Source organism: Anaerovibrio lipolyticus (assembly GCF_021531495.1).
GTDB lineage: Bacteria > Bacillota > Negativicutes > Selenomonadales > Selenomonadaceae > Anaerovibrio.
Genome location: NZ_JADYTY010000108.1, coordinates 1 through 304, shown reverse-complemented (window position 1 = coordinate 304; position 304 = coordinate 1). Strand labels below are relative to the sequence as shown.

Sequence of the window (304 nt, the reverse complement as noted above, 5' to 3'; positions counted from 1 at the left end):
TATTGTTCCTCCTTTCCTGTCCCTATCAGGCAGCTTCCAAGGCTACCGTATCAACGCGATAAACAATATCAGGTACTTTGTTGTACAGGGGGGCAATCTCCCCAGCTACCGCCTGAAAATCTTCATCGCTGGCCAAGCCGTTCATATTAGAGATGGTCTTAGTTTCAATAACTGGCTGGCCGTTCTTTTCCTCCTCTGTTTCAAAACCAAATTTCAGGGCAGAGGATACAGCAGTGCGATTTACCATAAACATTCTCCTTTCAAAAAACAATTAATCTTAGGCAACCTGTTCATCGTTCAGCTC

At 44.4% G+C, this 304-nt stretch carries 1 protein-coding gene; it reads right to left on the bottom strand.

Annotated elements, in window-relative coordinates; genetic code table 11:
• Window positions 1-25 precede the first annotated feature (25 nt).
• A complete protein-coding gene (locus I6E26_RS11445; protein ID WP_235321929.1) occupies window positions 26-247 on the bottom strand; it encodes a DUF1659 domain-containing protein in 222 nt (73 codons plus the stop codon).
• Window positions 248-304: the final 57 nt, after the last annotated feature.

Coding starts and splice junctions, on each gene's coding strand:
- I6E26_RS11445 (WP_235321929.1), bottom strand. CDS start 247: ATGGTAAATCGCACTGCTGTATCCTCTGCCCTGAAATTTGGTTTTGAA.